This window comes from Curtobacterium sp. P97 (assembly GCF_023712445.1).
GTDB lineage: Bacteria > Actinomycetota > Actinomycetes > Actinomycetales > Microbacteriaceae > Curtobacterium.
Window position 1 is genome coordinate 1 of sequence record NZ_JAMAYF010000183.1, and the last position, 417, is coordinate 417.

The 417-nt window shown below is 77.0% G+C and carries 1 protein-coding gene; it reads right to left on the reverse strand.

The window, feature by feature from the left end; translation table 11 throughout:
- A partial coding sequence (locus M3677_RS17560) for an MFS transporter (protein WP_368859924.1) occupies nucleotides 1-417 on the reverse strand: 417 nt, incomplete at both ends.

Genomic DNA, 417 nt, shown 5'->3' on the forward strand with positions numbered 1-417 from the left:
GTGCAGACCGCGAGCAGCAGCCCGCCCTCGGCGACCGGGAGGCCCGCGTCGGTGAGCAGCGTGGGCAGCCACGCGGCCAGCCCGTAGAACTGCGTGCTCTGCATGCCCAGGAAGACCGTGGCCCGCCGGGCCGTGCTGTGCCGCAGCAACCCCCACGACGGCCCGGGGGCCGCCACCGCGCCCCGGGCCAGCCGCCCGGTGCCGGCCACGGGCAACCACACGACCAGGCCGACGAGGGCCAGCAGCCCCCAGCTCGCCAAGGACCACCGCCAGTCCAGACCCAGGGCCGCGCCCAGCGGCACCGTGAGTCCGGCGGCGAGCGCCGCACCGACGTTCAGCGCCGCGGAGTAGGCGCCCATCGGCAGGCCCGGGTCGGCGAACTCGCGCTTCACGAACGCCGGCACCAGCACGTTGGCC